We start from the raw sequence: 21289 nt of genomic DNA on the forward strand, positions 1-21289 counted from the left end.
TTGCGCGTGCCGCCCGTTTGCGCGGGTCTGCCCCGGCCCTGTCGCAAGACGCCGGGGGACTGTTTTGCATCATGAGCATCCATTTCAAATCGCTGCGCCGCCGGATCGGGGCGCTGCTGATCGCACTGATCGTTGCCAATATCGCCATCTGGGGCTGGGCCTTTGGCCTGTTTCATCATCAACCGCTGATGCTGGGGACGGCGCTGCTGGCGTGGGGGCTGGGCCTGCGCCATGCGGTCGATGCCGATCATATCGCGGCCATCGACAATGTGACGCGCAAGCTGATGCAGGATGGCCAGCGCCCGATCACGGTGGGCTTCTGGTTCGCGCTGGGCCATTCAGGTATCATCGCCATCGCCTCTGTCGGCATCGCCCTGACAGCCAGCGCTCTGGCCCGCTTCGGCGCCTTCAAGGAGATCGGCGGGGTGATTGCTACTGTGATCTCGGCGCTGTTCCTCTTCACCATTGCGGGCATGAACCTTGCCATCCTGCGCTCGGTCTGGCGCAGCTTTGCTTATGTCCGGGCGGGCGGCGCTTACACAGAGGCCGATCTCAACATGCTGACCGGATCGCGCGGCCCCCTCTCGCGGCTGTTCGCCCCAATGTTCCGGCTGATCAGCAGGAGTTGGCATATGGCGCCGCTCGGTTTCCTCTTCGGCCTCGGTTTTGACACGGCCACCGAGGTCGCCATTCTGGGCATGTCGGCCAATCAGGCGGCCAATGGCCTGTCTCTATCCACAGTGCTGGTGCTGCCCGCTCTGTTTGCAGCCGGGATGGCGTTGATCGACACGGCCGATGGGGTGGTGATGCTGGGTGCCTATGAATGGGCCTTTGTAAAGCCGATCCGCAAGCTCTATTACAACATCACCATTACGCTGGTTTCGGCCATCGTCGCCATCGTCATCGGCGGGATCGAAACGCTGGCGCTGATCGGGGGCAAGCTGGGCCTGACGGGCTGGCCTTGGGCCATGGCGGCGCAATTGGGTGAAAATTTCAACAGTCTGGGCTTTGGCATCATCGCCCTGTTCGTCCTGTGCTGGGTGTTCAGTTTCGCCATCTATCGCTGGAAGCGCTTTGACGAAATCGAGGTTTCGTAAACACACCAATTGCTTTTCGCGCCATGTGGTTTAGAAACAGCGGCGAATATCGGGGCAACCCGGTTTTCACTGATCGCGCCGGTGCCCATTAAACGGGCTTAATCGGGAATGCGGTGCGGGGGGCTTGCCTCCCCAAATCCGCGGCTGTCCCTGCAACTGTGAGCGGATAGCGCGATGCACATGTCCCCCACCATCCCGGGGGGGCGGCCACTGGGCTTAACGGTCTGGGAAGGCGTGCATCAAGCTGTGACCCGCAAGCCAGGAGACCTGCCGGCGCACCGGTCGCTCTTGCCTTGGTCCAGGGAATGGTCACGGCACGGTACTTCTCCGTCTGAGCGGCGAACTGTGTGGCTGGGGCTGCACGGGTTGCGTGGTCACGGGCGCCTTGTCGCGCCCGCCCGTCGTCGCGCTCCGGCCGGATCTTTCCGGTATGCCCCGCCCTGTCTCGCTCCGGCGCGCGGGAGAAGTAGCTGTGTCCGACCTGACCAAGGTTCCTGTCACCATCGTCACCGGCTTTCTGGGCGCGGGAAAGACCACGCTTATCAGCCATCTGATCCGCAACGCGGGCGGGCGAAGGCTGGCCGTGGTGGTCAATGAATTCGGCACTTTGGGGGTGGATGGCGACATTCTGCAATCCTGCGCGATCCCCGATTGCCCGGCGGAAAGCATTGTCGAACTGGCCAATGGCTGCATCTGCTGTACGGTGGCCGATGATTTTATCCCCACGGTCGAACACCTGCTGGCGCTCGATCCCCGCCCCGATCACATTCTGATCGAAACATCGGGCCTTGCCCTGCCCAAGCCCCTGCTCAAAGCGTTTGACTGGCCCGCGATCCGCAGCCGGATCACGGTCGATGGCGTGCTGGCGCTGGCCGATGCCGAGGCGGTGGCGGCAGGCCGCTTTGCCCCCGATCCCGCCGCCATCGAGGCCCAGCGCTCCGCCGATCCGGGCGTGGACCATGAAACCCCGCTCTCCGAAGTCTTCGAAGATCAACTGGCCTGCGCCGACATGGTGCTGCTGACCAAGGTGGACCTTGCCGGGCCGCAGGGCACTGCCGCCGCCCGCGCGGTGATCGCGGCGGAAACCTCGCGCCCCATCCTTGAACTGGCCGAGGGCGTCATCGACCCTCGCGTCATCCTTGGCCTTGGCGCCGCCGCTGAGGATGACATTGCCGCCCGCCCCTCGCACCACGATGGCGAGGATGACCACGAACACGATGATTTCGACAGCACAGTCGTCACCCTGCCCGAAATCACCGACCCGTCGGATCTGGCCGCGCGCATCGGCCTGCTGGCCGACAAGCATCAAATCCTGCGCGTCAAAGGCTATGCCGCTGTGGCGGGCAAGCCGATGCGCCTGCTGGTTCAGGCCGTGGGCGGGCGGGTGCGCCACCATTATGACCGCCCATGGCGCGCGGGCGAAACGCGCCAGACCACCTTGGTCGCCATTGCCGAACGCGGCCATATTGACGCCGCCGCCATCAGGGCCACGCTGGCGGGCTAAACCCGATGCATATCATCTTCCGCGAAACGCACGGGATGGAGGAGGTCGCCATCCCGCAGGATCTGGGGCAGGCGCCTGCGGATCTGGTCGTGCTGTCCTTTTCCGACAGCGACCTTGGGGCTTTCGCGGCGGCATGGCATCAGGCGCGGGAGCGGGATCCGGCCTTTCCTTCGCTGCGCCTCGCCAATCTGTCGGCGCTGGCCCATCCCCTCTCGGTCGATACCTATATCGAGCGGACTTTGTCGGGCGCGCGGGCGATCCTGATCCGGCTGATCGGGGGACAGGCCTATTGGCCCTATGGGCTGCAACAGGTCGAACTGCTGGCCCGGTCGCGGGGCATCGCACTGGCGGTGCTGCCTGCGGACGGGCGCCCGGATGCAAGGCTGAACTCGGCCTCGACCGTGGCGTCGGGGCTGCTGGCCGATCTGGGCCGCCTGTGCGATGGCGGCGGGGCCGATGCGGCGGGCGCGGCGCTGGGCCTGCTGGCCGGCGCGGCGGGGTTCTCGGTGACCTCGGCGAGCGCGGGCGCAGAATTGCCGATGGCCGGGGGATGGCATCCGGCGCACGGGGTCTGCGATCCCTCGGCCTTTCAATCCACCCGCCCGCTTGTGCTGATCGTCTTTTACCGCTCCTATTTGGCCGCGCATGATCTCGACCCCTTTGCCCAATTGCATCAAGCGTTTGAGGCGGCAGGCTATGATACGCTCTCGCTTTTCGCCCCCTCGCTGAAGGAACCGCAATCGCGGGCTTTGATTGAACGCTGGGTCCGCGAACTTGCCCCGGCGGCGATCCTCAACGCGACCGCCTTTTCCGCCCGCGACGAGAGCAGCCAGACCCCGCTCGACGTCGCCAATGTGCCGGTGTTTCAACTGGCGCTGGCCACATCGTCGCGCGTGGCATGGGAGGCTGCCTCACGCGGGCTGTCGCCCGCCGATCTGGCGATGCATGTGGTCTTGCCCGAAATCGACGGGCGGGTGTTTGCTGGCGTGGCCAGTTTCAAGGAAGCCGCAGCCCATGATCCGGCGCTGGGCTTTGCGCAAAACCTGCACCGGGGCGATCCGGCGCGGATCGCCGCCATCGTCGCGCGGGTTTCGGGCTGGATCGCTCTGGCCCGCAAACCCGCGCAGGACCGGCGCGTGGCCATCATCCTCTCCACCTATCCCGGCAAGGCGCATCAGATGGCTCATGCGGTTGGCCTCGACGCGCTGGCATCAGCGCAGGCGATGCTGAGCGATCTGGGCGAGCCTGCGGTGCCTGATCTGGCGACCGCTTTGGCGCAGCAAAGCGTGGGCTGGCCGCTCGATGCGTACCGCGCCGAGCTCGCAACCCTGCCCGCCCCTTTGCACGATGCGCTGGAGCAAAATTGGGGCCCACCCGAAAGCGATCCCGCCACAATCGAGGGCCAGTTCCATTTTGCCGCCATCACCACCGGCCGCACCTTGATCGCGCTTCAGCCAGAGCGCGGCGATGCGGCCTCGCGCGATGGCGATTATCACGATCTCTCGCATTGCCCACGCCATGCCTATGTCGCCTTCTATCTCTGGCTGCGCGCACGCGGCATCGACGCGCTGGTGCATATGGGCGCGCATGGCACGCTGGAATGGCTGCCGGGCAAGGCTGTGGCACTGTCCGACGCCTGCTGGCCCGAGGCGCTGACCATGGGCATGCCGGTAATCTATCCCTTCATCGTCAACGATCCGGGCGAGGCGGCCCAAGCCAAACGCCGCATCGCCGCCGTCACTATCGGCCATGCCCCGCCCCCGCTTGCGCCCACCGCCCATGGCGCGGGGCTGGCCACGCTCGAAGCCTTGCTGGATGAATTTTCCAACGCCGGGGGGCTTGATCCGGCCCGGCGCGACCGTCTGCAAACCGCCATCCGCAACGAGGCGCAAGGATTGGGGCTGGAGGCCGAACTGGGGCTGTCCGCCGCCGCCACGCCCGCCGAGGCGATCACCCGCATCGACCGCTTCGTCTGCGACATCAAGGAGAGCCAGTATGGCGATGGCCTCCACATCTTTGGCCGGGGCGAACATGGCGCGGCCGAGCGCGCAGGATTGCAGGCCGCGCTGGCGGGGCGTTTCGTGCCCCCCGGTCCCTCCGGCTCTCCCCATCGCGGGCGCGGGGATGTGCTGCCCACGGGGCGCAATCTCTACACCATCGACCCGCGCTCCGTTCCCTCGCGCGCGGCCCATGCGCAAGGGGTGGTGCTGGCGCAGGAACTGATCCGGCGGCATTTGCAGGATCATGGCGATTATCCGCGCGGGCTGGTGGTGGACCTGTGGGGTTCGGCCACGATGCGCACGGCGGGCGAGGAATTTGCCATGGCGCTGCACCTGTTGGGCGCGAAACCGCTGTGGGATCTGACTTCGGAGCGAGTGACGGGGGTGGAAATCCTGCCGCTGGCCCTGCTCGACCACCCGCGCATCGATGTGACCCTGCGCGTCTCGGGCCTGCTGCGCGATGCTTTCCCCAATCTGCCGGTCCTGTTCGGTCAGGCGGTGCGCGCCCTGTGCGAACGCGACGAACCGGACGACTGGAACCCCTTTGCCGGAACCATCGCCGCCCCGCGCGTCTATGGCCCCGCGCCGGGGCGCTACGGCCTTGGCATCGCGGCCGATGCCTATGGCGATGAGGCCCGCCGCAAGGCCGGAGAGGCATGGCTGGCCGCCTCCGATCATGCGCTGGACGCACCCCAATCCCATGCCGATCCCGATGGCTTGCGACGCCGTGTGGCCAAGGCCGATGCCTTTGTCCATCTTCAGGATTTGACTGAAAGTGACCTCTTGCTGGCCGCTGATTATGCCGCGCATGAGGCCGGTTTTGCCGCAGCGCAAGCCGTGACCGGGGGCAATGCCGCGCTCTATCACCTCGACAGTCGCGATCCGGCCCGTCCGGTCGCCCGCGCTCTCACCGAAGAAATCGCCCGCGTGGTACGCGCCCGCGCCGTCCATCCCGGCTGGATCGCGGGCATGATGCGCCACGGCTTTCGCGGAGCGGCCGAGATCGCCGCCACGCTAGACCATCTGGGCGCTTTTGCTCATCTGGCGGGCTGCGTGCCGCCGCATCTCTTCGACCTCTATCACGATGCCACGCTGGGCCAAGGCGATGTCCGCGCGTTTCTCGATCGCGAAAACCCTGGCGCGCTGGCCGCGATGGAGGCCCGCTTTGCCACGCTCCACGCCGCTGGCCTGTGGACGACGAGGCGCAATTCGATCCTTGCCTCCCTGCCGCTGGACCCGACCGCATGAGCGGCTTTGCGATCAAGGGCTGGTGCCCCGATGCATGGCGCCCGATGGCGACCGGTGATGGCCTGCTGGTCCGCATCAAGCCGCGCCTTGGCCGCCTGAGCCGCGATCAGGCGCTGGCGCTTTGCGCGCTGGCCCAGACCTGTGGCAATGGCATGATCGACATCACCCGCCGCGCCAATCTCCAGATCCGCGGCGTGAGCGAGGCGAACTGGCCCCTGCTGATTGTGCAATTGATCGAGCATGGGCTGACCGATCCCGATGCGTGGCGTGAAAGGGCGCGCAATATCCTGATCGCCCCCAACTGGGCCGAGGGCGATGACAGTCACCGCATAGCCTGCGACCTGATGGCGCGCATAGATCGACTGCCGCCCCTGCCGGGTAAGGTCGGCTTTGTCATCGATGCCGGACGGGCACCGATCCTGAGCGCCGAACCGGGCGATTTCCGCATCGAACGCGGCGCAGATGGCGGCCTGATCCTGCGGGCCGATGGGCGCGTTTGCGGAACAATCATCCCGTTTGGGCAGGAGGCCGAAGCCCTCATCGCGCTGGCCCATTGGTTTGCGCAAAGCGGCGCGCGGCGCATGGCCCGCCATCACGCCCCCCTGCCCGACTGGGCCAATGGATCGCAGCCGCCAGCGCCCGCCCGCCCCGCCATCGTCCCCGGCGGCGCGGCTTTCGGCGTCCCTTTTGGTCAGATCGACGCCAGCCTGCTTGCCCGCACCGCCACTTCGGACCTGCGGATCACGCCATGGCGCGTGCTGATCCTTGAAGGCACCCCAACAGCCAACATCCCCGGCCTGATTTCAGACCCGGCCAGCCCGCTGCTGCGCGTCGATGCCTGCCCCGGCGCGCCCGCCTGCCCGCAGGCCAGCGTGGAAACGCGCGACCTCGCCCGCCGCCTTGCCCCGGTGGTGAAAGGCCGCCTGCATGTCTCGGGCTGCGCCAAGGGCTGCGCGCGGTCGGGGCCTGCCGACATTACCCTGACCGGCCGGGATGGCCGCTTCGACCTTGCCGCCAACGCCCGCGCGGGCGCCCATGACCAGACCGAACTGCCCGCCCTGACCGATATGGACCCCGCCATGGTTCTTGCCCATTTTGGAGTTGCCTGATGCCCCACGTCTATGAAACCAATGGCGCGGCCATCTATAAACAATCCTTCGCCACAATCCGCGCCGAGGCCGATCTGGCCCACTTTTGGGCGCAGGAGGAACCCGTGGCCGTGCGGATGATCCATGCGGCGGGCATGGTCGATCTTGCACGCCATATCCGCTTTTCTCTCGGCTTTGCGGCGGATGCGCGGGCTGCGCTGGCCGCCGGCGCGCCGATCCTGTGCGATGCGCGAATGGTATCGGAAGGGATCACGCGGGGGCGCCTCTCGGCGGGCAATGCGGTGATCTGCACGCTGCACGACCGCCAAGTGCCGGATCTGGCCAAGGCAATGGGCAACACGCGCTCAGCCGCCGCGCTGGAACTGTGGCGGCCTCATCTGGCGGGCGCGGTGGTGGCCATAGGCAATGCGCCCACTGCACTGTTCCACCTGCTCAACATGCTGGAGGATCCGGCCTGTCCGCGCCCGGCGGCAATCATCGGCTGCCCGGTCGGCTTTGTCGGCGCAGTGGAATCCAAGGCCGCGCTGTGGGAGGCCGCTCCCGTCCCCTGCTGCATCGTCGAGGGCCGCCTTGGCGGCAGCGCAATCACGGTCGCGGCGATCAACGCCTTGGCGAGCGACGCGGAATGAGCGGGACCATCCACGAGGGTACGATCCACGGGGTCGGCCTTGGCCCCGGTGCCGCCGATCTGCTGAGCGTGCGCGCCGACCGGCTGGTGCGCGGCACCCGCCACATCGCCTATTTCCGCAAGGCGGGTCGCCCCGGGCAGGCGCGGCGCATCGCCGAGGGGATGCTGCGCGAGGATGCGGTGGAAATCGCGATGGAATATCCGGTGACCACCGAGATCCCCCTGACAGATCCGCGCTATAATCAATGCCTTTCAGCCTTTTACGCGCAATGCACGCAAAGGCTGATCGACCTGTCGCGCGCGGGTCATGACATCGTGGTGCTGTGCGAGGGCGACCCGTTTTTCTATGGCTCCTTCATGCATCTCCATTCCCGGCTGACGGGCGTGGTGCCGGTGGCGGTGGTGCCGGGCATCACCGGCATGGCAGGCGCATGGCACGCCACCGCCATGCCGATCACATGGGGCGACGATGTGCTGACCGTGGCCATGGCCACTCTGCCCGAAGGGGAATTGACCCGCCGCATCCGCGATACCGATGCGCTGGTGGTGATGAAGATCGGGCGCAACATTGCCAAGCTGCGCCGCGCGGTGGCGGCGGCCGGGCGCGAAGATGAGGCATGGCTGGTCGAATATGCCGCGATGCCGGGGCAGCGCGTGACGCCTCTGGCCGAGGCCAAGGAAGTGACGCCCTATTTCTCGATCCTGCTGATCCATGGACAAGGGCGGCGGCCATGAGCGGCATCCTCTCCATCGCGGGCCTTGGGCCGGGCGACGAGGCGCTCATCACGCCCGAAGTCAGCGCCGCGCTGGCCCAGGCAACGGATGTGATCGGCTATATCCCCTATGTGGCGCGGGTCGCGCCGCGCCAGGGGTTGCTGCTGCACCCATCGGACAATCGGGTCGAACTCGACCGCGCCGCACTTGCCCTGCGCCTTGCCGCAGAGGGTCGGCGGGTGGTGGTGGTTTCCTCGGGCGATCCGGGGGTCTTTGCCATGGCCGCCGCCGTGTTCGAGGCGCTGGAGGCTGGGCCATCCCATTGGCGCGATCTCGACATTCGCGTGCTGCCCGGCATTACCGCGATGCTGGCGGCCAGCGCGCGCGCCGGGGCGCCTTTGGGGCATGATTTCTGCGCGATCAACCTGTCGGACAATCTCAAGCCATGGGCAAGAATCGAAAAGCGCCTGCGCCTTGCGGTCGAGGCCGATTTCGCCATCGCCTTTTACAACCCGCGCTCGAAATCCCGGCCCGAAGGTTTCGCCCGAGCTTTGTCCATCTTACAGGAGGCCTGCGCCGACGCGCGCCCGATGCTCTTTGCCCGCGCTGTCTCCACCCCGCAGGAGGAATTGCGCATCGTGCCGCTGGACCGCGCCACGCCCGACATGGCCGATATGCGCACGATGGTCATCCTCGGATCGAGCCAGACGCGGATCATCGAGCGCCCCCGTGGCCCGCTGCTCTACACCCCCCGCTCGGCGACAGGCGTATGAGCGATCCAGTCCAGCACGTCCTCTGGCCGGAACATCTCGCGCCTTTCCGGCATCGCGGGCCGCTCGATCATCAGTACCGGCAGGCCCAGTTCACGCGCGGCGATCAGCTTGGCCTGCGCCCCGGTGCCGCCCGCGTTCTTGCTGACCACAAGATCGATGGCATGATGGCGCAGCAAGGCCCGGTCACCTGCCACCGAAAACGGCCCCCGATCCACGACCAGATGATGATCGGGCAAGGCGGGCGGCACATCCGGCACATCGACAAAGCGCAGCAGGTAATGATGCTGCGGCTGGGCCGCGAAGGCATCGACATGCATCCGCCCCAGTGCCAACAGCACCCTGCGCGGCGGGCCATCCAATGCCGCCACGGCCTCCTCGATGCCGGCCACGCCGGTCCAGTTGTCGCCCTCTTCGCAACGCCATGCCGGGCGGGTCAGGGCCACAAAGGGCACGCCTGCGATCCGCGCCGCCGCTGCCGCATGGGCGCTCATCCGGGCGGCAAAGGGATGCGTGGCGTCCACCAGATGCGTGATGCGATGCTCGCGCAGGTAGGCCACCAGCCCCTCCACCCCGCCAAAGCCACCAATGCGGCAGGGCACTGGCTGCGGACGCGGATTTTCTGTCCGCCCGGCATAGCTGAGCGTGGCGTTCATGCCCTGCGCGGCCAGCAGACGGGCCAGCGCGCTTGCTTCGGTAGTGCCGCCCAGCAAAAGGATATGGTGCATGGCTGATCCCTGGTTGACCATCATCGGGTTGGGCGAGGACGGGGCGCAAGGCCTGTCGGCGGCGGCGCGCAAGGCGCTTGAGCGCGCCGAAGTGGTGATCGGCCCGCCGCGTCATCTTGCGCTGCTGCCCGCCCTTACGTGCGCCACTCTTGAATGGCCAGTGCCTTTTGCCGATGGCATCGCGCGTTTGCTGGAGCATCGCGGGCGGCGGGTGGTGATGCTGGCCTCGGGCGACCCGTTCTGGTTCGGCGCGGGGACAACCGTGACCCGCCATCTCGATCCGGGCGAATGGGTGGCCCATCCCGCGCCCTCGACATTTTCGCTGGCGGCGGCGCGGCTGGGCTGGGCGCTTCAGGATACGGTCGGCATCGGCCTTCACGCCGCGCCGCTGGCCCGGTTGCGCCCGCATCTGGCGCCCGGACGCGCGATCATCGCCCTGATGCCCGATGGGGAGCAAGTGGAGGCACTGGCCCGCTATTTAAGCGATCTCGGCTTTGGCGCATCGACGCTGCATGTGATGGAGGCGCTGGGCGGCCCTCGCGAACGCCTCCGCTGCGCTGCCGCCGAGGCCATGGATTTCCACGAGATCGCCCATCCCGTTGCAGTGGGGATCGCCACGGGCGCAGGCCCCGCGATGCCGGTCATCTCCGGCCTGCCCGACGATTTTTTCGTCTCGGACGGCCAGATCACCAAGCGCCCGATCCGCGCCCTCACCCTTTCGGCACTGGCCCCGCGCGCGGGCGAGACATTGTGGGACATTGGCGCGGGGTCGGGTTCGATCGGCATTGAATGGCTGCTGGCCCATCCGGCCAATCGCGCGCTGGCCATCGAGGCCGACCCGGTCCGCGCCGAGCGCGCCCGCGCAAATGCGGCCAGTTTGGGCGTGGACCGCTTGCAGGTGATCGAGGGCCGCGCGCCGGACACATGGCCCGACGGCCCCGCGCCCGATGCGGTGTTCATCGGCGGCGGGCTTTCAGAGGATTTGCTATCGGCGCTCTGGTCCCGCCTGCCCGCTGGAACACGCCTTGTCGTCAATGCGGTGACGCTGGAATCGGAGAGCCTGCTGGCGCGCTGGCATGGGCTGAAGGGCGGGGCTTTGCTGCGGGTCGAACTGGCCGATGCCGCGCCCATCGGCACGCGCCATGGCTGGAAGGCCCGCTATCCGGTGGTGCAATGGAGCGTGACGCTGTGATCGTCGCCGGTTTCGGTTTTCGCGAGAAAGCAACGCTGGCCTCGCTGCGCGCGGCGCTGATAGCCGCGCAGGAGGGCTTGCCCCCCGTCACCCATCTGGCCACGGCGGCGGACAAGGCCCCTGCGCTGGCGCCGCTGGCCGAGGCCCTCGGTCTGCCCATCGCCGCCATCGACGCCGGGGCGATCAGCGCCGCGCCAACCTCCACCACCTCCGCCGCCAGTCAGCAGGCGCGCGGCACGGGCAGTCTGGCCGAGGCCGCCGCCATGGCCGCCATCGGCCCCCGTGCCCGCCTCATCCGCCCGCGCCGGATTTCGCCCGACCAGATGGCCACCTGCGCTATTGCTCAAGGAACCTACGAATGACCGTACATTTCATCGGCGCAGGCCCCGGCGCACCCGACCTTCTCACCCTGCGCGGGCGCGATCTGATCGCGGCCAGCCCGGTCTGCCTCTATGCCGGTTCGCTGGTTCCCGCCGCATTGCTTGATCATTGCCCGCCCGGCGCGCGCATCGTCAACACCGCCCCGCTCTCGCTGGACGCGATCATCGCCGAAATCGCCGAGGCTCATGCGGCGGGCCATGATGTGGCGCGGCTGCATTCGGGCGACCTGTCGGTCTGGTCGGCGATGGGCGAGCAATTGCGGCGGCTGCGCGCGCTGGATATTCCCGTGTCGATCACGCCGGGCGTGCCCGCCTTTGCCGCCGCCGCCGCCGCGCTGGAGGCCGAACTGACGCTGCCCGAACTGGGCCAGTCGCTGGTGCTGACCCGCACGCCGGGGCGGGCCAGCACGATGCCGGCCGCCGAGAGCTTGCGCAATTTTGCCGTGACCGGGGCAACGCTGGCGATCCATCTCTCGATCCACAATCTGGCGCAGGTGGTGCGCGATCTGGCCCCGGCCTATGGCGCGGATTGTCCGGTCGCGGTGGTCTGGCGGGCAAGCTGGCCCGATCAGCGGATCGTGCGCGCCACGCTCTCCACCATCGAACAGGAGGTAGCCGGGACGATGGAGCGCACCGCTATCATCCTTGTCGGGCGGGTTCTGGACGCACAGGGTTTTGCCGAAAGCAGCCTTTATGCCGCCGATTATGACCGCCGTTTCCGCCCGCAAGGGGCAACGTCGCGTTTTGAAGGTGTGATGGAATGACGCCGGGTTTGCTGATCGCCGCCCCCGCGTCAGGCACAGGCAAGACCACGGTGATGCTGGGCCTCCTGCGCGCACTGTCTCAGGACGGCTTGACGGTGCAGCCGTTCAAGAGCGGGCCGGATTATATCGACCCGGCCTTCCACCGCGCCGCCTGCGGGCGCCCCTCGTTCAATCTGGACAGTTGGGCGATGGAACCGGCGCTGATCGACGCGATTGCCGCGCAGGCGGCAGGGGCCGAAATCGTGCTGGCCGAAGGGTCGATGGGCCTGTTTGACGGGGTGGCGCACCCCGGCGCAAGCGGGAATGGCGCCAGCGCCGATTTGGCGCGGCGGATGGGTTGGCCGGTGGTGCTGGTGCTTGACGCCTCGGGTCAGGCACAATCGGCGGCAGCCACGGCGCTGGGGTTCCGGGCCTATGATCCGAACCTGCCATTCGCGGGCGTCATCCTCAATCGCGTGGCCAGCGCGCGCCATGAAAACCTGATCCGCAAGGGGATGGAGGCCATGGCTATTCCGGTGCTGGGCGCGCTGCCCCGGCGCGGCGATCTGGTGCTGCCCGAACGCCACCTTGGGCTGGTTCAGGCGATGGAGCATCCCGATCTTGAGCGCGCGGTGACCGATTATGCGGCGTTCATTCGCGAACATGTCGATCTGGCCGCGATCCGTGCCTGTGTGCGCGGGGCGACGACCTGTGGCACAGGCCGGCTGCCCGATCCTCCCGCCCAGACCATCGCCATGGCCAGCGATGCGGCCTTTTCCTTCATCTATCCGCATCTGCTCGAAGGCTGGCGGCGAGCCGGGGCGCGGGTGCTGCCTTTCTCGCCATTGGCCGATGAGTCGCCTTCGAGCGAGGCGGATCTCGTGTGGTTGCCGGGGGGCTATCCTGAACTCCATGCGGGGGCGATTGCGGCGGCGGGCAAGTTCCTCTCCGGCCTGGCGCGCCATGCTCAGACCCGTCCGGTCCATGGCGAATGCGGCGGCTATATGGTCTTGGGGCAAAGCCTGATCGACAAGAACGGCCAGAGCCATCGCATGGCGGGCCTGTTGGGGCTGGAAACCAGCTATGCGCGGCGCAAGATGCATCTGGGCTATCGCCATGCCCAATTGCTGGCGCCGATTGGGGGCATTGCGGGTGGGGCCTGTCTGCGCGGCCATGAGTTCCATTATTCCACCATCGTTGCGCTGAATGACGAAGCTCTGGCCCACGTCACCGATGCCAATGGCGATGATGTGGCCGAAACCGGATCGCGGCGAGGCATGGTCAGCGGCAGCTTCTTTCACATGATCGCGCGGGCTTCATAATGGAGCTCGCGTCATGATTGAACTGACCCTGATCGGTATCGGCACCGGCAACCCGGACCATATCACCATGCAGGCCGTGCGCGCCATGAATGAGGCGGATCTGATCCTGATCCCCCGCAAGGGCGAGGCCAAGTCGGATCTGGTCGATCTGCGCCGCGATATCTGCGCGCAGGTGCTCAGCGCGTCGGTGCGGATCGTCGAATTCGACATGCCCGTCCGTGATGCCGGGGGTAATTATGTGCAGGCCGTGCAGGAATGGCACGATGCCATCGCTGCGATCTGGCGCGAACAGATCGCCATGCATCTGCCCGATGGCGGCAGGCCGGCGCTGCTCGTCTGGGGCGATCCCTCGCTTTATGACAGCACGCTGCGCATCGCCGAGAGGCTGTCGGGCGTGAAAGTGCAGGTTGTGGCCGGGATTACCAGCATTCAGGCGCTGACGGCGGCCCATGCCATTGTGCTCAACCCGCTGGCCGGATCGGTCACGATCACGACCGGGCGACTGCTGCGCGCCCATGGCTGGCCAAAGAGTGCCGATACGGTGGTGGTCATGCTGGATGGCGGCTGTGCGTTTGAGGTTCTGGACCCGGCGGGGATTGCTATCTGGTGGGGCGCCTATCTGGGCATGGCGCAAGAGGCGCTGGAATGCGGCCCGCTGGCGCAGGTCGGTCCTGCCATTGCCGCCCGCCGCGCCGAACTGCGCGCCCGCCATGGCTGGATCATGGATGTTTACCTGATGCGAAAGGAACAGAATGATGGATGAAGCCGACGAGGCACGCCATGCCGACAAAATGCGCAAAAAACAGGCCGCACGCGAAACCATCATGGCCACCAAGACCCGCGAAAAGGGCCTGCTGATCGTCCACACCGGCAAGGGCAAGGGCAAGACCAGCGCCGCGCTGGGAATGGTGGTGCGCGCGATTGGCCATGGGATGAAGGTGGGCGTGGTTCAGTTCGTCAAGGGCGCGATGACCACGGGAGAGAAGGCGGTGTTCGACGCCTTTCCCGACAATGTGGAATTTAAGCCGATGGGCGAGGGCTTTACATGGAACACCCAGGACCGCAGCCGCGACATCGCCACCACCCGCACCGCATGGGACGAGGTGAAGCGCATGATCGCGGACCCGGCCTATGACATGGTGCTCGCCGATGAGTTGAACATCGTCCTGCGCTATGATTATCTGCCGCTGGACGAGGTGCTGGAGGTTTTAGGCGCCAAGCCGGAGATGCAGCATGTGATCGTTACGGGGCGCAACGCTCCCGATGCGCTGATCGATGCGGCAGATCTGGTCACCGATATGACCATGGTCAAGCACCCGTTCCGATCCGGGGTGAAGGCGCAGGCTGGGATCGAGTTCTAGAGCGACCAGCCAAAGGGCGAATGGAGCGCTGCACCCATTCGCCCCAAGGCCGCTTACCCCGACTTGGGCAGGGCCGCGACCGCCGCGATAAAGGCCCGCGCCCGCGCGCCGACCTCGGCGGCCGAAAGGCCCGCCTTGTAAAGCGCCGAGCCAAGTCCGGCCCCCTGCGCGCCCGCCGCAGTCCATTGCGACAGGTTTTCCGGCGTCACCCCGCCCACGGCCAGCAAGGGCAGATCCTTGGGCAGAACGGCGCGCTGGGCCTTCATATAGGCCGGGCTGGCCCCTTCGGCGGGGAAGAGCTTCAGGCCCGTGGCGCCTGCGTCCAGCGCGGAAAAAGCCTCGGTGGGCGTGTAGAAACCGGGCAGCGAGATCATGCCCGCCGCCACGGTGGCGCGGATCACGTCGCCGTTCACATTGGGCGAGATGATGAGGCGCCCGCCCGCCGCCTTGACATCGGCCACATTCTGCACGGTCAGCACCGTGCCCGCGCCCACCAGCACATCGGGCCCGTAACGCTTTGCCAGCAGCGCGATCGAGGCCAGCGGATCGGGCGAGTTCAAAGGCACTTCGATCATCGAGAAGCCCGCCTCGATGATCGCATCGCCAATGGCCTCCACCTCATCGGGGCGCACCCCGCGCAGGATCGCCACCAGCGGGCATCGGGCAAGGGCGGCGTTCAGGGTTTCGATAGGAGTAGTCATACTTGGCTCGCTTTCCACAGGCGGAAGATACCGGCCACAAAGGCCGCGTGACTGTCGATCAGGATGGGGCGGCCGCCGGCAATATGCACAGCGGCGGCATATAGCCGGCCCAAATGCGGGTCGGCAAGGATATGGACCGGGTCGCCTTCCCGCAGGCCTTCGCCGCCCACATCATGGCCGATCATCAGGCCCGAGGTATAGGAAGCGCTTTCCTGCACGCTGCGATGGCCCAGCAGGGCAGCGGCGCGCACGCGGAACAGGCGCGTGGTCAGACGGCCCGTCAGCCCATCGCGCACCCCGGCGCGGAAGGCGTCATCATCGCCCACATCGCCGCCGAGGAAATCACTCAAAAGACTGTGGTTTTTCAGCAAGGCGAAAATCTCGCCGGTCATGGCCGTGGCGAAAGAGGCCACACGACCGCCCGCCATGCGCGCCCATTTGCAATGAGTGCCCGGCTGACACAACAGCGCATCATCGGGCACCAGCCCCGCCGCCACCGCGCCCAGCAACTGCACCTCCTCGCCCCGCATCACATCGCCCGCCGGGTCGCACAGGCCCGGAACGATAGCGGTCCGCTCCGGCTCGACCCAGTGCAGCGCGCCGCCCAGATCCCCCAATCCAACCGGACAAGACAGGTAAGGCACATTGACCCAGCCCCGCGCCGAACCCACCATGCCCGCTAGCAGCACCGGCAAATCGCCCATTTTCGCCCGGATCCCCGCAATCTCGTCGGCAAAGCCCCCCGGCGGCACGGCCAGCAGGCCCATGCCGTCGCGCTCGGTGTGCAGCACTTGCCCGCTTGCGTCGATCAGATAGGCGCGGCGGTTGGTCGTGCCCCAATCCACCGCGATCATGTCACCCGTCATATCACCACCACACCGTATAAAGCGCCACAAGGATCACAGCCACCAACGCCGAAGCGATGGCAAAGCCGCGCGAGGTGTCAAAGGAAACGCCCTCCATGATACCCTTGCCCTGACGCACCGGGGGTTTGCCCAAAAACGAGACAAGGACCGTGAGCGCAAGAGAGGCAAAGAACACCATCGCCATGCGGTGCATGAAGGGAATTTCGGTCAGCGCCGCAACCCCGCCAAAGCGGAAAATCGCGGAAAGCACCACGCTAGCCAAAGCACCCGCCAGCGCGCCCGCCTCAGTGGCGCGGGGCCAGAACAGGCCGGTCAGGAAGATCACCGTGATGCCCGGCGTCACGAAGCCGGAGAATTCCTGAATATATTGAAACGCCTGATCCATGCCGCCCAGCAGGGGCCGCGCCGCGACAATGCCGATGACCGTGGCCACGCAGGCCGTGATCCGGCCCACGCGGACGAGCTGCGTCTCGCTGGCGCCGGGCGCGATCTTGCGGGCATAGAGGTCGAGCGTGAAGATCGTGGCGATCGAGTTGATCTTGCTGGCCGTGGAGGCGATGATCGCGGCCGTCAGCGCGGCAAAGACCAGCCCCAGCAACCCGTTGGGCAACAGATGCATCATGGCCGGATAGGCCTGATCGGGTTTGGCCAGATCGGGGGCCAGCAGCACCGCCGCAATGCCGGGCAGCACGATGATGACCGGCATTAACAGCTTGAGGAAGGCGGCGAACACGATGCCCCGCTGCGCCTCGCCCAAAGATTTGGCGGCCAGTGTGCGCTGGATGATATATTGGTTGAACCCCCAATAGGACAGGTTTGCGATCCACAAGCCCCCGATCAGCACGCCAAGGCCGGGAAGATCCTTGTAATGCGGGCTGTCAGGCGAGAGGATCATATGGAAATGATCGGGCACTGCGCGCACCAACCGCGCAAAACCATGGGCCACGCCCGCCCCTTCGCCCAATTGCCCCAGCGCAATGCCCGAGACAATCAGGCCGCCCATCACCAGCAGTGCGACCTGAACAATATCGGTCAACGCCACGGCCTTCAGCCCGCCCCGGATCTGATAGGCCAGCGCGAAGACGCCCAGCACCGCCAAGGCAACATCCTGATCCACGCCCGCCACCTGCCGCACCGCAATCGAGCCCAGCCACAGGATCGAGGTGAGGTTCACAAACACGTAAAGCACCAGCCAGAACACTGCCATCACCGTACGGATCGTGGGGCCAAAGCGCGCCTCGAGAAATTCCGGCATGGTGGTGATGTTGTTCTGCAAAAATACCGGCAGAAAGAATTTGCCCACAACCAGCAAAGTGAGCGCGGCCATCCATTCATAGGAGGAAATCGCAAGGCCAATGGCATAGCCGGAGCCAGCCATGCCCACGATCTGTTCGGCCGAAATATTGGCCGCGATCAGCGAGGCACCGATGGCCCACCAAGGCAGTGCGCGGCTGGCCAGAAAATAGCCCGCGCTATCCTCCTGCGCATCGCCCTTGCGGCGGCTGACCCATTGGGCAAGGCCGAAGATGAAGATCGCATAGGCCACCACCATGGCCGTATCGATGGTTGAAAGCGTCATAGAATGGTCTTTCCTCCCAAATCCCTTGCCAAAGGGAGATTATGTCTATTTATATGATAAAAACACACGCCAGAGGGGGCCACGCGATGACCGACAATGACGATGCTTCCAGCGGCCTCGGGCGCAATCTGACTTATGGGCTGCTCGATCTTCTGGGGCGCCAGATCGTGACGGGCGCCTTTGAAAACCGCACCTTCCCCACCGAGGCCGAGCTTTCCATCCAGCATGGCGTCAGCCGCTCGGTCACGCGTGAGGCCGTCAAGATGCTCACCGCCAAAGGCCTGCTGACCGCAAGGCCAAGGCAGGGCACCAGCATTCAGCCGGTGGCCAGCTGGAACCTGTTCGACGCCGATGTGCTGCGCTGGCTGCTGGAACGCAAATTCTCGGTCGAGTTGCTCTCGCAGTTCAACCAGCTGCGAGCCGCCATCGAACCGGCCGCCGCCGCGCTGGCCGCTGGCTCGGCCGATGACAAGGGCCGCGCGTTGATCGAGGCCGGATTTGCCCGGATGGAAGCCGCCGAAAGGGGCGAGGACGATGTGCTGGACGCTGATATCGCCTTTCATCTGGCCATCCTGCGCGCGGGCGGCAATCCCTTCTTTGCCCAGTTCCGCGATGTGGTCGCCACGGCCCTGCGCACCTCGATCCGGCTGACCAATCGCATTGTCGGGCGCACGGCGGATCTGGCCGCGCATGGGGCAGTGCGCGATGCGATCATGGCGCGCGATCCGCGCGCGGCGCAGGACGCCATGCGCGCGATCATCGGCGATGTCATGGACCTGATCGCCCGGCACAGCCATGCGGCACAATAGGCCCATTGCCTAGGCGCCGAACATACGGGGCGGCAGACCAAATACGCCCGCCTCCACCTCAAACACCGCGCCCGCCAGCGGTTCGTCCACCCCGTCGGCGGCGCTGGTCAGAAACAGGCGGCTGTAATCGGCCCCGGCGAAACAGGGCCGGGTGATCTGGCTGGCGGGCAGGTCGATCCAGCGCTCGCGCCCGCCGTCGGGGTCAAACCGGCTGACGCATCCCGCGCCCCAATGGGCGATCCAGATCCCGCCCTGCGCGTCCACCGTCATACCGTCGGGCGAGCCCCATGCATCAGGAAATTCGAGAAAAACCTCACGCGGGCCGAGGCTGCCATCATCATACAGGGCAAAGCGATAGACCAGCCCCTTGGCGCTGTCCGTGTGATAAAGCGTGGCGCCATCCGGGCTGATCGCCGGGCCATTGGCAATGTGGTAGGGCGCGTCCATCCGATGCCATGACAGATCCGGGTCGAGCCGGTAAAGCCCGCCCTCATCCCGACTGCCATCGGCGTTTTCGGCCATGCTCATCGTGCCCGCCCAGATGCGGCCATGGGCATCGGCGCAGGCATCGTTCATGCGGTTGAAGGGCAGATCCGGCTCGGGCGCGGCGATGGGTTCGAGCGCGAAAGGATCGAGGCTGAGATGGTGAAACCCCGATTTCAGCCCCGCGACAAAACCCCCGCCCGCGCTCCGCTCGATCAGCCAGCCCGTCATTTCGGGCATCGCCCATTCGCGATATTGCCCATCGCCCAGCCCGAAGCGGTTCACCCGCCGGCCGATAATATCCACCCAATAGAGCGCATCCTCACGCGCGACATAGGTGATGCCCTCACCCAGAGTGTCGCGCCGCGCCCGCTCGATGATCGTCCATTCGCTCATGGCGCCCGCCTCCTCAATGGCTGTCGCGGGGCAGGCCCTTGGTCTGGGCGATTCGCTGATATTTGACCGCGCTTTCGATTACCGCGCCGCCTGCGAATTGCCCCGTCTCGCGCCGGGCAATTTCGTGCCATGGCGTCTGGCTTTCGGGGCCGGAGAAGGGATTTTCTGCATTTTCGACGCGGCGGCGATCCAGTTCCTCATCGCTCACCAGCACATTGACGCTGCGGTTCTTGAGGTCGATGCGTACGATGTCGCCCGTGCGCAGCAGCGCCAGACCGCCGCCTGCCGCCGCCTCGGGGCTGGCGTTCAGGATCGACGGCGAACCGCTGGTGCCCGACTGGCGCCCATCGCCGATACAGGGCAAAGCGTCGATGCCGGCGCGGATAAGGGCAGCGGGCGGGCGCATGTTGACCACCTCGGCCCCGCCCGGATAGCCCACCGGCCCCGCGCCGCGGATCACCAAAATCGAACGGTCGGTGATGCCCAGCGCAGGATCATCAATGCGCGCATGGTAATCCTCCGGCCCGTCAAACACCACGACATGGCCCTCAAAGGCCTCCATATCATCCGGGTTGGCCAGATAACGCGCGCGGAAAGCGTCGGAAATTACGCTCTTTTTCATCACCGCCGCGTCGAACAGATTGCCCGACAGCACGGTCAGCCCGGCCGCAGGCCGCAGCGGCGCCGACAAAGGACGGATCACATCCTCATCCTCGATAACGGCTTCGGCAATATTCTCCGCCACGGTGCGGCCATTGACCGTCAACGCCTCGCCATCAAGCAGGCCCGCGCGATAAAGCTCGCCCATCACGGCGGGAACGCCGCCCGCGCGATAATAGTCCTCGCCCAGATATTCGCCCGCCGGTTGCAGATTGACCAGCAGCGGAATGTCGGCCCCATGGCTTTCCCAATCGGCCAGCGACAGTTCGACGCCGACATGGCGCGCAATCGCGTTCAGATGGATCGGCGCATTGGTGCTGCCGCCGATGGCCGAATTGACGCGGATGGCATTGAGAAAGGCCGAGCGGGTCAGAACATCGGAAGGCTTGCGGTCGGCGCGCACCATTTCCACGATCTGGCGCCCGGTGTGATAGGCGCTTTCGGCGCGGTCGCGATGGGGCGCAGGGATCGCCGCATTGCCCGGCAGGCTCATGCCCAGTGCCTCGGCCAGAGAGTTCATCGTCGTGGCCGTGCCCATCGTGTTGCAGAAACCGGTGCTGGGCGCGCTGGAGGCCACCAGTTTGACGAAGCCCTTATAGTCGATCTCACCGGCGGCGAGCATTTGCCGCGCCTTCCACACGATGGTGCCGCTGCCGGTGCGTTCGCCCTTGAAATTGCCGTTCAGCATCGGGCCTACCGACAGGGCAATGGCCGGAATATTGACCGTCGCCGCCGCCATCAGGCACGCGGGCGTCGTCTTGTCGCAGCCGATGGTCAGCACCACGCCGTCGAGCGGATAGCCGAACAGCGTTTCGACAAGGCTGAGATAGGCCAGATTGCGGTCAAGGCCAGCGGTGGGCCGCTTGCCGGTTTCCTGAATGGGGTGGCAGGGAAATTCGATGGGAATGCCGCCCGCCTCGCGGATGCCGTCGCGCACGCGCTCGGCCAGCACCAGATGATGGCGGTTGCAGGGCGAAAGATCGCTGCCGGTCTGGGCAA

The 21289-nt window shown here is 66.3% G+C and carries 20 protein-coding genes and 1 riboswitch; of the genes, 14 read left to right on the forward strand and 6 right to left on the reverse strand.

Annotated features, from left to right (window positions below):
- Nucleotides 1-71: 71 nt before the first annotated feature.
- The 7 genes from FHW96_RS07575 to cobJ all read left to right on the forward strand — a co-directional run bounded on the left by FHW96_RS07575 (nt 72) and on the right by cobJ (nt 9073).
- Nucleotides 72-1097 carry a HoxN/HupN/NixA family nickel/cobalt transporter gene (locus tag FHW96_RS07575; RefSeq protein WP_172339929.1) on the forward strand — a complete coding sequence of 342 codons (1026 nt, stop codon included), beginning with the start codon at nt 72-74 and terminating at the stop codon, nt 1095-1097.
- 62 nt (nt 1098-1159) lie between these two features.
- Nucleotides 1160-1387: riboswitch (cobalamin riboswitch) on the forward strand.
- A gap of 182 nt (nt 1388-1569) precedes the next feature.
- A complete protein-coding gene (cobW, locus tag FHW96_RS07580; RefSeq protein WP_172339930.1) occupies nt 1570-2601 on the forward strand; it encodes a cobalamin biosynthesis protein CobW in 1032 nt (343 codons plus the stop codon).
- A 5-nt stretch (nt 2602-2606) separates the two neighbouring features.
- On the forward strand, nt 2607-5849 hold the full coding sequence (gene cobN / locus FHW96_RS07585) for a cobaltochelatase subunit CobN (protein WP_172339931.1): 3243 nt from the start codon (nt 2607-2609) through the stop codon (nt 5847-5849).
- The gene (locus tag FHW96_RS07590; RefSeq protein WP_172339932.1) at nt 5846-6958 is read left to right on the forward strand and encodes a cobalamin biosynthesis protein CobG; all 1113 of its coding nucleotides are present in this window, start codon (nt 5846-5848) and stop codon (nt 6956-6958) included. The genes cobN and FHW96_RS07590 overlap by 4 nt, the downstream gene beginning before the upstream one ends.
- Nucleotides 6958-7587 carry a precorrin-8X methylmutase gene (locus FHW96_RS07595; RefSeq protein ID WP_172339933.1) on the forward strand — a complete coding sequence of 210 codons (630 nt, stop codon included), beginning with the start codon at nt 6958-6960 and terminating at the stop codon, nt 7585-7587. Before FHW96_RS07590 ends, FHW96_RS07595 begins: the two co-directional genes overlap by 1 nt.
- Nucleotides 7584-8321, forward strand: coding sequence for a precorrin-2 C(20)-methyltransferase (cobI, locus tag FHW96_RS07600; protein ID WP_172339934.1), 738 nt, complete (start codon nt 7584-7586; stop codon nt 8319-8321). Before FHW96_RS07595 ends, cobI begins: the two co-directional genes overlap by 4 nt.
- Nucleotides 8318-9073: a precorrin-3B C(17)-methyltransferase gene (cobJ, locus tag FHW96_RS07605; protein ID WP_172339935.1), complete on the forward strand. Its 756-nt coding sequence runs from the start codon at nt 8318-8320 to the stop codon at nt 9071-9073. Before cobI ends, cobJ begins: the two co-directional genes overlap by 4 nt.
- Here the strand turns inward: cobJ and FHW96_RS07610 are convergent.
- Nucleotides 9043-9798, reverse strand: coding sequence for a cobalt-precorrin-6A reductase (locus FHW96_RS07610; protein ID WP_172339936.1), 756 nt, complete (start codon nt 9796-9798; stop codon nt 9043-9045). The genes cobJ and FHW96_RS07610 overlap by 31 nt on opposite strands.
- Here FHW96_RS07610 and cbiE point away from each other — a divergent pair.
- From cbiE to cobO, 6 genes are read left to right on the forward strand one after another with little or no spacing between them, the layout of a single operon-like run.
- Complete coding sequence (gene cbiE / locus FHW96_RS07615) at nt 9797-10990, forward strand: precorrin-6y C5,15-methyltransferase (decarboxylating) subunit CbiE (RefSeq protein ID WP_172339937.1); 1194 nt, start codon at nt 9797-9799, stop codon at nt 10988-10990. The two genes, FHW96_RS07610 and cbiE, sit on opposite strands and share 2 nt — an antisense overlap.
- Nucleotides 10972-11352, forward strand: a complete 381-nt coding sequence (locus FHW96_RS07620) for a cobalamin biosynthesis protein (protein ID WP_216650819.1) — start codon at nt 10972-10974, stop codon at nt 11350-11352. Before cbiE ends, FHW96_RS07620 begins: the two co-directional genes overlap by 19 nt.
- Nucleotides 11349-12134, forward strand: coding sequence for a precorrin-4 C(11)-methyltransferase (gene cobM, locus FHW96_RS07625; protein WP_172339938.1), 786 nt, complete (start codon nt 11349-11351; stop codon nt 12132-12134). The genes FHW96_RS07620 and cobM overlap by 4 nt, the downstream gene beginning before the upstream one ends.
- Nucleotides 12131-13435, forward strand: a complete 1305-nt coding sequence (locus FHW96_RS07630) for a cobyrinate a,c-diamide synthase (RefSeq protein ID WP_172339939.1) — start codon at nt 12131-12133, stop codon at nt 13433-13435. The genes cobM and FHW96_RS07630 overlap by 4 nt, the downstream gene beginning before the upstream one ends.
- A gap of 13 nt (nt 13436-13448) precedes the next feature.
- Complete coding sequence (gene cobF / locus FHW96_RS07635; RefSeq protein WP_172339940.1) at nt 13449-14198, forward strand: precorrin-6A synthase (deacetylating); 750 nt, start codon at nt 13449-13451, stop codon at nt 14196-14198.
- Nucleotides 14191-14796 (forward strand): cob(I)yrinic acid a,c-diamide adenosyltransferase, encoded by a 606-nt coding sequence (gene cobO / locus FHW96_RS07640; protein ID WP_371815662.1) that lies wholly within the window; start codon nt 14191-14193, stop codon nt 14794-14796. Before cobF ends, cobO begins: the two co-directional genes overlap by 8 nt.
- Before the next feature lie 53 nt (nt 14797-14849).
- Here the strand turns inward: cobO and FHW96_RS07645 are convergent, their stop codons facing one another.
- From FHW96_RS07645 to FHW96_RS07655, 3 genes are read right to left on the reverse strand one after another with little or no spacing between them, the layout of a single operon-like run.
- Complete coding sequence (locus tag FHW96_RS07645) at nt 14850-15497, reverse strand: 2-dehydro-3-deoxy-6-phosphogalactonate aldolase (protein WP_172339942.1); 648 nt, start codon at nt 15495-15497, stop codon at nt 14850-14852.
- On the reverse strand, nt 15494-16363 hold the full coding sequence (locus FHW96_RS07650; RefSeq protein WP_172339943.1) for a 2-dehydro-3-deoxygalactonokinase: 870 nt from the start codon (nt 16361-16363) through the stop codon (nt 15494-15496). The genes FHW96_RS07645 and FHW96_RS07650 overlap by 4 nt, the downstream gene beginning before the upstream one ends.
- A 1-nt stretch (nt 16364) precedes the next feature.
- Nucleotides 16365-17942, reverse strand: a complete 1578-nt coding sequence (locus FHW96_RS07655; protein WP_172339944.1) for a sodium/sugar symporter — start codon at nt 17940-17942, stop codon at nt 16365-16367.
- Nucleotides 17943-18028: 86 nt separating this feature from the next.
- On the opposite strand from FHW96_RS07655, the gene FHW96_RS07660 reads away from it, so the two are divergent.
- The gene (locus tag FHW96_RS07660) at nt 18029-18751 is read left to right on the forward strand and encodes a FadR/GntR family transcriptional regulator (protein WP_172339945.1); all 723 of its coding nucleotides are present in this window, start codon (nt 18029-18031) and stop codon (nt 18749-18751) included.
- Between the two features lie 9 nt (nt 18752-18760).
- Here FHW96_RS07660 and FHW96_RS07665 read toward each other — a convergent pair whose 3' ends face one another.
- Together FHW96_RS07665 and FHW96_RS07670 are read right to left on the reverse strand one after the other, a co-directional pair.
- Entirely contained in the window at nt 18761-19630 is an 870-nt protein-coding gene (locus FHW96_RS07665; RefSeq protein WP_172339946.1) for an SMP-30/gluconolactonase/LRE family protein, read from the reverse strand.
- A 13-nt stretch (nt 19631-19643) separates the two neighbouring features.
- A partial coding sequence (locus tag FHW96_RS07670) for an IlvD/Edd family dehydratase (RefSeq protein WP_172339947.1) occupies nt 19644-21289 on the reverse strand: 1646 nt, incomplete at its 5' end.

The organism is Novosphingobium sp. SG751A (assembly GCF_013149295.1).
Classification (GTDB): Bacteria; Pseudomonadota; Alphaproteobacteria; order Sphingomonadales; family Sphingomonadaceae; genus Novosphingobium.

What these genes read in the sequence shown, in the direction of transcription:
- FHW96_RS07610 (WP_172339936.1), bottom strand. Translation starts at nt 9,798, where the DNA reads ATGCACCATATCCTTTTGCTGGGCGGCACTACCGAAGCAAGCGCGCTG.
- cobF (WP_172339940.1), top strand. Translation starts at nt 13,449, where the DNA reads ATGATTGAACTGACCCTGATCGGTATCGGCACCGGCAACCCGGACCAT.
- cbiE (WP_172339937.1), top strand. Translation starts at nt 9,797, where the DNA reads ATGGCTGATCCCTGGTTGACCATCATCGGGTTGGGCGAGGACGGGGCG.
- FHW96_RS07590 (WP_172339932.1), top strand. Translation starts at nt 5,846, where the DNA reads ATGAGCGGCTTTGCGATCAAGGGCTGGTGCCCCGATGCATGGCGCCCG.
- FHW96_RS07655 (WP_172339944.1), bottom strand. Translation starts at nt 17,942, where the DNA reads ATGACGCTTTCAACCATCGATACGGCCATGGTGGTGGCCTATGCGATC.
- FHW96_RS07660 (WP_172339945.1), top strand. Translation starts at nt 18,029, where the DNA reads ATGACCGACAATGACGATGCTTCCAGCGGCCTCGGGCGCAATCTGACT.
- FHW96_RS07650 (WP_172339943.1), bottom strand. Translation starts at nt 16,363, where the DNA reads ATGACGGGTGACATGATCGCGGTGGATTGGGGCACGACCAACCGCCGC.
- FHW96_RS07575 (WP_172339929.1), top strand. Translation starts at nt 72, where the DNA reads ATGAGCATCCATTTCAAATCGCTGCGCCGCCGGATCGGGGCGCTGCTG.
- FHW96_RS07620 (WP_216650819.1), top strand. Translation starts at nt 10,972, where the DNA reads ATGGAGCGTGACGCTGTGATCGTCGCCGGTTTCGGTTTTCGCGAGAAA.
- FHW96_RS07665 (WP_172339946.1), bottom strand. Translation starts at nt 19,630, where the DNA reads ATGAGCGAATGGACGATCATCGAGCGGGCGCGGCGCGACACTCTGGGT.
- FHW96_RS07630 (WP_172339939.1), top strand. Translation starts at nt 12,131, where the DNA reads ATGACGCCGGGTTTGCTGATCGCCGCCCCCGCGTCAGGCACAGGCAAG.
- cobI (WP_172339934.1), top strand. Translation starts at nt 7,584, where the DNA reads ATGAGCGGGACCATCCACGAGGGTACGATCCACGGGGTCGGCCTTGGC.
- cobM (WP_172339938.1), top strand. Translation starts at nt 11,349, where the DNA reads ATGACCGTACATTTCATCGGCGCAGGCCCCGGCGCACCCGACCTTCTC.
- cobN (WP_172339931.1), top strand. Translation starts at nt 2,607, where the DNA reads ATGCATATCATCTTCCGCGAAACGCACGGGATGGAGGAGGTCGCCATC.
- cobO (WP_371815662.1), top strand. Translation starts at nt 14,191, where the DNA reads ATGGATGAAGCCGACGAGGCACGCCATGCCGACAAAATGCGCAAAAAA.
- FHW96_RS07645 (WP_172339942.1), bottom strand. Translation starts at nt 15,497, where the DNA reads ATGACTACTCCTATCGAAACCCTGAACGCCGCCCTTGCCCGATGCCCG.
- FHW96_RS07595 (WP_172339933.1), top strand. Translation starts at nt 6,958, where the DNA reads ATGCCCCACGTCTATGAAACCAATGGCGCGGCCATCTATAAACAATCC.
- cobJ (WP_172339935.1), top strand. Translation starts at nt 8,318, where the DNA reads ATGAGCGGCATCCTCTCCATCGCGGGCCTTGGGCCGGGCGACGAGGCG.